Annotated in this window: 5 protein-coding genes; 1 reads left to right on the top strand and 4 read right to left on the bottom strand. The window is 38.1% G+C overall.

Annotated features, from left to right (window positions below; genetic code table 11):
- Positions 1-116: 116 nt before the first annotated feature.
- Positions 117-1,289 carry an aminotransferase class I/II-fold pyridoxal phosphate-dependent enzyme gene (locus tag ACPYKA_RS16105; RefSeq protein ID WP_479543238.1) on the bottom strand — a complete coding sequence of 391 codons (1,173 nt, stop codon included), beginning with the start codon at positions 1,287-1,289 and terminating at the stop codon, positions 117-119.
- A 54-nt stretch (positions 1,290-1,343) separates the two neighbouring features.
- Positions 1,344-2,498 carry an acyl-CoA dehydrogenase family protein gene (locus ACPYKA_RS16100; protein WP_479543237.1) on the bottom strand — a complete coding sequence of 385 codons (1,155 nt, stop codon included), beginning with the start codon at positions 2,496-2,498 and terminating at the stop codon, positions 1,344-1,346.
- 468 nt (positions 2,499-2,966) lie between these two features.
- Here ACPYKA_RS16100 and ACPYKA_RS16095 point away from each other — a divergent pair, with 468 nt between their 5' ends.
- The gene (locus ACPYKA_RS16095; RefSeq protein WP_479543236.1) at positions 2,967-4,040 is read left to right on the top strand and encodes a branched-chain amino acid aminotransferase; all 1,074 of its coding nucleotides are present in this window, start codon (positions 2,967-2,969) and stop codon (positions 4,038-4,040) included.
- 439 nt (positions 4,041-4,479) lie between these two features.
- Here ACPYKA_RS16095 and argF read toward each other — a convergent pair whose 3' ends face one another.
- Positions 4,480-5,439 (bottom strand): ornithine carbamoyltransferase, encoded by a 960-nt coding sequence (gene argF / locus ACPYKA_RS16090; RefSeq protein ID WP_479543235.1) that lies wholly within the window; start codon positions 5,437-5,439, stop codon positions 4,480-4,482.
- On the bottom strand, positions 5,436-8,554 hold a 3,119-nt coding region (locus ACPYKA_RS16085; protein ID WP_479543234.1), incomplete at its 5' end, for a carbamoyl phosphate synthase large subunit. The genes argF and ACPYKA_RS16085, both read right to left, overlap by 4 nt.

Genomic DNA, 8,554 nt, shown 5'->3' with positions numbered 1-8,554 from the left:
CTTGGAAGGTTGCTGTGATTTCATCAGGCCTGACCCCTCAATCACTCTTGATAAGTTATCATTTAATTTTATAATCTACTATATTACTAGTCTTGTCGAAGTTTGTCAAATTATTTTTAAAACAATCCGAGCTTCCCAATCCGTTCGGCCGCTTCCCGGAGCCTCTCCTCTGAGTCAAGCAGTCCAATTCGGACATACCCTTCTCCTAACGTACCGAACCCATTTCCAGAAGCAACAACGACATGGGCTTTTTCCAGCAACAAGTCAGCAAACTCAGCAGATGTATAGCCGTCAGGTACTTTAAACCATGTGAAAAATGTCCCTTTAGGTGCTTCCACTTTCCAGCCGATTTTATGTAGACTTTCGACTAGAACATTTCTTCTTTTCTCATACGTTGCTACTAATTCATCGATAAAAGTAAGATCCCCGGAAATCGCCGCTGTTGCAGCTTCTTGGATGGCTCCAAACAAACTAGTAAACAAGTGATCTTGCAATAAATTAATCGTCTTAATGACGGATGCATTTCCGACAGCAAATGCCACACGCCAGCCGGCCATATTATACGTTTTTGAGAGTGTGTACATTTCAATCCCAATATCTTTTGCCCCTTCTGACGCAAGAAAACTAGGTTGTTTAACACCATCAAATCCAATCGCCCCGTAAGCAAAGTCATGCACAACACAAATATTATGTTTTTTTGCAACAGCTACTGTTTCATCAAAAAATTCACGTGTCGCAACTCCTGCTGTCGGGTTGTTCGGATAATTTAAAAACATCAATTTCGCTTCTTCTAAAATTTCCCCAGAAATTTTATTATAATCTGGTAAAAATCCATTCTCAGCTAAAAGTGGCATGAATTCATGTTTGGCATTTGCTAATGCGACACCAGATAAATAATCTGGATAACCTGGATTTGGTAATAATGTTAAATCTCCCGGATTCAGCAAACATTGGCTAACTTCAAATAGACCAATTTTTGAACCAAACATTAATGCAACTTCCTCATTTGGATCAAGTTCTACATTATATTCTCGTTTATAAAAATCAGCTACTGCTTGCCTAAAATACGGAAACCCTTGAAATGGAGAATATTTATGGTTTATCGGATCTTCTGCCGCTTTTTGAAGAGCTTTTACAATATGATCTGCAGTCGGCAAATCGGGATTACCTTGCCCTAAATTAATTACATCATGACCTTCGTTTACTAATTCTTGCACTCTCTTTCCAAGTCTAGCAAAAAACTGATCTGGAAGCCGTTTAATCGCATCAGATTGCTCAAACTTTTGCATACAAGCCCTCCTAAAATTTCACTTATATTTAAATTATCTTATTAGGAAAAAATGTCAAGTATGTTTTTGAATAGACGAACCGGCAAGCCCCATAATTGTCATATCGTCCATAGGCGGATTATGCAAACCGGCTCTTACATCCCGATAATAACGTTGAAGCGGACATTTAGCAGATAAACTTCTTGCTCCGACAATACGCATGGCAAGGTCAACTATTTCTAATGCTTTATTTACAACCGATAATTTTACCGCCCCAAGCTCTGCTTTCATTGTATTTCTAGTTTCATGATCACTTTCATCCCATTTTTGTGCGATAGAATATAAAAATGTACTTGACTCTAATACGCGTAGTTCCATCTCACCAATTTTCTGTCTAACTGCCGGGATTTCGGAAATCGTTCCTTTAATACTCGATGGAGAATAAGATGTTGCAAAATCGATCGCATATTTTTGGGCAGCTTTTGCAATTCCTAGATAACATGCCGGGATATGGAGCATCCAACCTTGCGCCCCTTTATCTCCTGGGGTAATATACATTAGTAAATCTTGCTTGTTCAGTTTCACATTTTCAAGGACTAAGTCATGACTTCCCGTTGCCTTCATCGCAATCGAGTCCCATGTCTCTTCCACCTTAACACCATTTAGTTCACGTCGGACAAGGAAGCTGCCTACTTTTTCCGTTCCATCAATCGACGCACTTACCGAAATATAGTCCAAAATTGGTGCAAGTGTAGTAAATGACTTTCGTCCATTAATAATCCAACCGTCTTCCGTTTCTTTCGCAACCGTTTCCGGTCTTCCTCCTCGAGTCGGACTCCCTGTTGCAGGTTCTGTCGCGGCATTATTTAATAATGCGCCTTTTTCCAAAACATCTTTTGCAAAAGCTTCATACGTCGCTTTATCCCAAGCATTTGTTTCACCGGTATGTTTTGTAATTCCCATATGCCAGCCGATCGACAATGCTGTTGATCCATCATATTGTGCAATCGTCTCCTGCATTTTTAACATTTCATATAAAGAGATCCCTAACCCACCATATTCTTTCGGTACCGCAAGTGCAGGATAATTTATTTTTTTAAGCTCTGCAAAATTTTCAAATGGAAAAGAGCCTGCTTCATCATGTTCACGTGCACGATCTGAAAAGTTCACTGCTGTTTTTTCTAATAATTCCAGTCTTTCATCCATCGTTTTTAAGTCTGTCAATTTCATTTTATAGACCTCCTATATGAATTAGTTTAACATATTCATTTTTAGCTTTCGTGTTACGCATTGGTTATATTAAAATTAAATAATTCATACAAATTTAGTATGATTTAATATAGCATTAATATTATCTTCTTTCAATATTTTGAACGAATATTTCCAAGTTTTATATAACTAATAACAAATTTATTTCTATATACGTTATAATAGAGATAATTTCGTTCATATTATCACTACGAGGGAGATAACAGCATATTCTTAGTTGGATCTATTCCAATTCTATTATCTAGGGACATCACGCAGTATCCAAGGTGGAAGTTTTGGTTGTCCAATGACCGCCACCATTGAACTCGCGACGATCAATGGCAAGCAGTTTTAATTTTATTTTTACCACAGTCAAAGGTAACGCAATTATTCAGTTGTCAAAGAGCAAATTTTTGTTCTTGAAATAAATAATACGAGGGAGATAGAGTTATGAAAGTACAGACTATCAATGTCGAATATACAAAAAATCACAAACCAAAACCTGATTGGAAAAACTTAGAGTTCGGTCGTGTGTTTACTGACCATATGTTTAGCATGGATTATACAGAAGAAAAAGGCTGGCATGATCCACAAATCGTACCTTATCAAAATTTGACACTTAACCCTGCTGCGATCATTTTTCATTATGGGCAAACCGTTTTTGAAGGGTTAAAAGCTTATGTTACAGAAAATGGCGATGTTCAATTATTTCGACCTGATAAAAATTTCACACGCTTGAATCACTCAAACGACAGACTATGTATTCCACACATCGATGAAGAGTTAGCACTCGAAGCTTTAAAAAAACTACTAACAATTGAAAAAGACTGGATTCCAAATGAAGAAGGGACCTCATTATATATCCGTCCTTTCATTATAGCTACAGAACCGTATTTAGGTGTCGCACCTTCAAAGCAATATAAATTTATGATCATCTTATCTCCAGTTGGTGCTTATTATAAAGAAGGAATTAATCCAGTAAAAATCGCGGTGGAAAATAAATATGTACGTGCTGTATTAGGTGGGACAGGTGAAGCCAAAACTGCCGGAAACTATGCTGCAAGCTTAATGGCTCAAGAAATTGTGGAAAAAGACGGATTTGCACAAGTTCTGTGGCTAGACGGTGTAGAGAAAAAATACATTGAAGAAGTCGGTAGCATGAACGTTTTCTTCAAAATTAATGGAGAAATTATTACTCCTAAATTAAATGGTAGTATTTTGGAAGGTGTAACACGTGATTCTGTCATTCAATTACTAAAATCTTGGGATGTTCCAGTTGTTGAAAGAAGAATTGCGATGAAAGAAATCGCCGAAGCTCATGAAAACGGGACATTAGAAGAAGCATTTGGAACAGGTACCGCGGCTGTCATTTCTCCAATTGGTCAGCTGACGTGGGAAGAAAAAGACTACACCATTAATGATGGCAAAACCGGAGAAATTGCTAAAAAATTGTACGATACGTTAACAGGTATTCAGTACGGAAAAATGGAAGATCCGTTTAATTGGATCGTAAAAGTAGAATAACAAGAGGGAAAAACTGTCTTTTTTGCAAAAAGACAGTTTTTTTATTTTAGTAAGTGAAAGATTAAAACATAAGGACATCAACAGTTAACCGTAAAGCTCTTGAATAAAAATGTGGTGGCTCGTCGCTCGATCAGCACTTAACCAGCTAATTCAAGATTTAACCACGAAGATCGCGAATTAACCACGCAATTCGAGGTTTAACCACGAAGCTGATACTTAACCAGCTAATTCGAAATTTAACCACGAAGAATGCGAGTTAACCTCGCAACTTGAGTTTTAACCACGAAGCTGGCGATTAAACAGCTAATTCTAAATTTATCCACGTAGAACACGATTTAACCACGCAATTTGAGATTTAACCACGAAGAACGCGAGTTAACCACGCAACTCAAGCACACAAAAAAACGCCAACCCCGTTCAGAGGTCAGCGTTCACTTCATTATACCAATGATGCTAAAATAGCTTTTTGCGCATGAAGACGATTTTCTGCTTGATCGAAGACAACGGAATTTTCGCCATCGATGACTGCTGCTGCTACTTCTTCACCACGCTTTGCGGGGAGGCAGTGCATAAAGAGATAATCATCTTTTGCGCCTTTTACAAGTTCTTCGCTAACTTGATAGTCGGCAAATTCTGCTAGCCGTGCCTGAAGATCTCCTTCCCAGCCCATGCTCGCCCAGACATCTGTATAAATAATATCTGCATCTTTTACCGCTTCTTCTGCATCATATGTCTGCACAATTTTCGCTCCAGAAAGTTTCGCTTTCTCTTTTGCCATCCGCAAAATGCCATTTTTAATTTCATTGCCTTCAGGAACCGCAATATAGCAATCAATACCCATTATTGCACACCCCATGAGCAAAGACTGGGACATATTATTTCCATCACCGACGAAAGTAAGTTTCAGCTCATTAAATGAACCTTTCTTTTCATAAATGGTCATTAAATCGGCCATTACCTGACATGGGTGAGCATCATCCGTTAGGCCATTTATGACAGGAACGGTTGCATTTTCCGCTAATTCCACAACAATATCGTGCCCATACGTCCGAATCATAATCGCATCAACAAACCGGGAGAGTACTTTTGCTGTATCAGCAACTGTTTCGCCATTCCCCATTTGGATATCTTCTTTACTTAAAAATTGAGCCATACCACCAAGCTGGTACATTCCCGTTTCAAAGGAGACACGGGTTCTCGTTGATGATTTCTCAAAAATCATCGCAAGCGTCTTTCCTTCAAGATAACGATGAGGTTCACCAAGTTTTTGCATATTTTTAAGCTTAATTCCAAATTCAATTAAGTCCATCAGTTCATCTTTTGTAAAATCACTTATTTGTAAAAAATCTTTTCCATTTAATTTACTTTTCATTTGTTGTAGCACTGCGGGTTGATTCATAAAAACACCACTTCCTTTTGATTAGCTCTTTCTAATTCGTGGATTCCCACTATATCCACTGTTTTATTTGTCATCATTGAAAACGCACGAACGGTTTCTTCTGAAGTCATGACGATTAAATTAAATTCCAACGCTCTTTCACGAAAAGCTCCATTTTCCTCGGGACTATAAATAGCAACCGCATTTTTAGAACGCATCCAGTCCTCCATCTCTTTAAATGGAATATTTTCACCAAAGTCTTCTGAATATTTTGCCGTAATACCGATTTCAGTAAGTCTTGCTTCCACTTTTAGAAAACTTGCCTCATTTTTAGCAAGGAAAATTTCTTTATCTTCTTTACGATACGAATGACTTAATTCTTCACTCCATAAAAATGCTTTTGTTATACTTTCAGATAAGTCCTTTGACATTGCGATCACTTCACCGGTCGATTTCATTTCTGGAACTAACTTGGGATCGACCCCCGGTAATTTATCGATGGAGAAGACCGGTGCTTTTACTGTATAAAATTTATTTTCAGGGAGTAATTTCACTTTCCCACAAAGTGATTTCAACGATGTTCCGAGTAACGTCTTTGTTGCAAGTTCGATCATATTAATATCCGTTACTTTGGAAACGATTGGTACCGTTCTTGAAGCTCGTGGATTTACCTCAAGTACATATAATATGTCTTCAAAGATTACGAATTGAATATTGAAGATCCCTTTAAAGTCAATGTTCGTCGCTACTCGTTCGGCATAATCGACAATTTGCTCCTTAACCGTCTCTGGTAAAGAGATCGGTGGCGTTACTGCCATACTGTCACCGGAATGAACACCCGCTTTTTCAATATGTTCAAAAATAGCCGGAATAAATATTGTTTCTCCATCTGTAATGACATCGACTTCCACTTCTTTACCCGGGTAATACGCATCAATTAAAATTGGATAAGAGGATGCGGTTAAATTTTTTGAAATAAATTTTTCCAAAAGTTCTTCTGAACGGATAATTTCCATTCCTTTTCCACCTATAACATAAGAGGGCCGGATAAGTACCGGATAACCAATTTCACGCGCTTTTGCAATTAAGTCCTCATCTGTAATTGCTGTTTGCCCAGGGATATGCGGAACATTTATACTCTTTAAATATTGATAAAAGCGATCCCGATCTTCCAAAATATCAATTGTATCCATTGTCGATCCAAGTAACTCAACACCAGCTGCTTCCAATTCTTTTACTAAATTAATCGCCGTTTGCCCACCAAACTGTACGATTGCCTTCGTTATATTTTCATGTTTCATTACATGGAGCACATCTTCTGCTGTTATCGGTTCAAAATATAACTTATCAGCAAGTTCATAGTCAGTACTTACAGTGGCCGGATTATTATTAATTAAAACTGTTTCATAACCGTATTTTTGTAAAGCTTTTATGCCTTGAACAGAGCAATAATCAAATTCAATACCTTGCCCGATACGAATAGGTCCCGAGCCGATAATAAGCACTTTTTCTTTCGTTACCTTCTTAATTTTCGGTGTTTCTCCACTATCCCATGTTGCATAATAATAGACTGCATTTTCTGTTTTTGATTCTGTAAAAGCGTCGATCATTTCGTACTCCGGGTAAATGGAAAATTGTTGCTGCTTCTTTTGTACGTCAGCGACTGGACATTGCCACATGTTAGCTAACCACTGATCGGTAAAACCATATTGCTTAAACGTCAGCATCTGTTCAATCGTGACACTGTCAATCGTACTTTTTAAAATTTCACTTTCTAACCGAACGAGCATTTTCATTTCACGCAAGAAAAAGGCATCAATTTTTGTTGCTTTTTGAATGTCCATAATATCTACACCGCGTCTCACTAGCTCCAGAATTGCAAAAAATCGCCGATCATCCGTATTGAACACTAATTTGCGAAGTTCGCCGGTATTCATTTTTTGTAAAATCGGTAACGTTAACCCTTCTCCTTCTAATTCAAGCGAACGTACTGCTTTTTGCAGTCCTGCAGCAACTGTTTTTTCAATTGCCATTACTTCTCCGGTCGCTTTCATTTGCGTACCGAGCCTGCGATCTGCCGTAGTTAATTTATCAAAAGGCCAACACGGAAATTTCACAACAACATAATCAAATTCCGGTTCAAATGTTGCAAGTGACTCACCAGTTTTACCATATTTTATATCGGCCAATGTGTAACCTAAACTTAATTTTGTAGCAACTTTGGCGATAGGATATCCTGTTGCCTTTGAAGCAAGTGCACTTGAACGGCTAACCCGTGGGTTTACTTCAATGACGATATATTTTTTCGTTTTTGGCTCAAAGGCAAGCTGAACATTACAAGCTCCGACAATACCAAGCTTTTTCACTATTTTTAAGGACGCATCCCGAAGCATCTGAATTTCCTCAGCGGATAAAGTTTGAATTGGAGCAACGACAATCGAATCACCCGTATGCACGCCAACTGGATCAATATTCTCCATATGGCACACGATGCTCGCATCATTTGCTTGATCTCGGATTACTTCAAACTCAATTTCTTTCCAGCCGGCAATGCTTTTTTCAATCAAACATTGGTTGATAGGACTTGCTCTTAATCCGCGAGAAACGAGTTCAATAAATTGATTTTCGCCAGTTGCAATCCCGCCTCCTGAACCTCCTAACGTATACGCAGGTCTTACTATAATCGGGTAGCCTACCTCCTTACTAAAGGCTAGTGCATCATCGAGATTATCAACGATGGCACTTTCTGAAATTGGCTCTTCGATTTCTTGCATTAAATTTCTAAATTTATCACGGTCTTCCCCTTGCATAATTGAATCAATAGGAGTTCCTAAAACTTTTAAATTATATTTAGTAATAATACCTTTGTCTTGTAATTTAAATGCCAAGTTTAAACCGGTTTGCCCACTAACTGACGCTAATATCCCATCTGGTTTTTCTTTTTGTATAATTGCTTCAATATTTTTAACAGTTAATGGTTCAAAATAAACACGGTCGGCGACATTCTCATCTGTCATGATCGTTGCAGGGTTATTATTAATCAGAATAACTTCACAGCCTTCTTCCTTTAACGTTAAACAAGCTTGCGTCCCTGCATAATCAAATTCAGCTGCCTGCCCAATGACGATTGGACCTG

Origin of the sequence: Pseudogracilibacillus amylolyticus (SeqCode), assembly GCF_051918545.1 — a bacterium.
In the GTDB taxonomy this organism is placed as follows: domain Bacteria; phylum Bacillota; class Bacilli; order Bacillales; family Amphibacillaceae; genus Pseudogracilibacillus.
The sequence above is the reverse complement of the archived record's forward strand: the minus strand, read 5'-3'. Positions and strand labels throughout refer to the sequence as shown.

Bases quoted from the DNA above. Each gene is read 5' to 3' on its own strand.
- ACPYKA_RS16105 (WP_479543238.1), bottom strand. From the start codon at position 1,289: ATGCAAAAGTTTGAGCAATCTGATGCGATTAAACGGCTTCCAGATCAG.
- ACPYKA_RS16100 (WP_479543237.1), bottom strand. From the start codon at position 2,498: ATGAAATTGACAGACTTAAAAACGATGGATGAAAGACTGGAATTATTA.
- ACPYKA_RS16095 (WP_479543236.1), top strand. From the start codon at position 2,967: ATGAAAGTACAGACTATCAATGTCGAATATACAAAAAATCACAAACCA.
- argF (WP_479543235.1), bottom strand. From the start codon at position 5,439: ATGAATCAACCCGCAGTGCTACAACAAATGAAAAGTAAATTAAATGGA.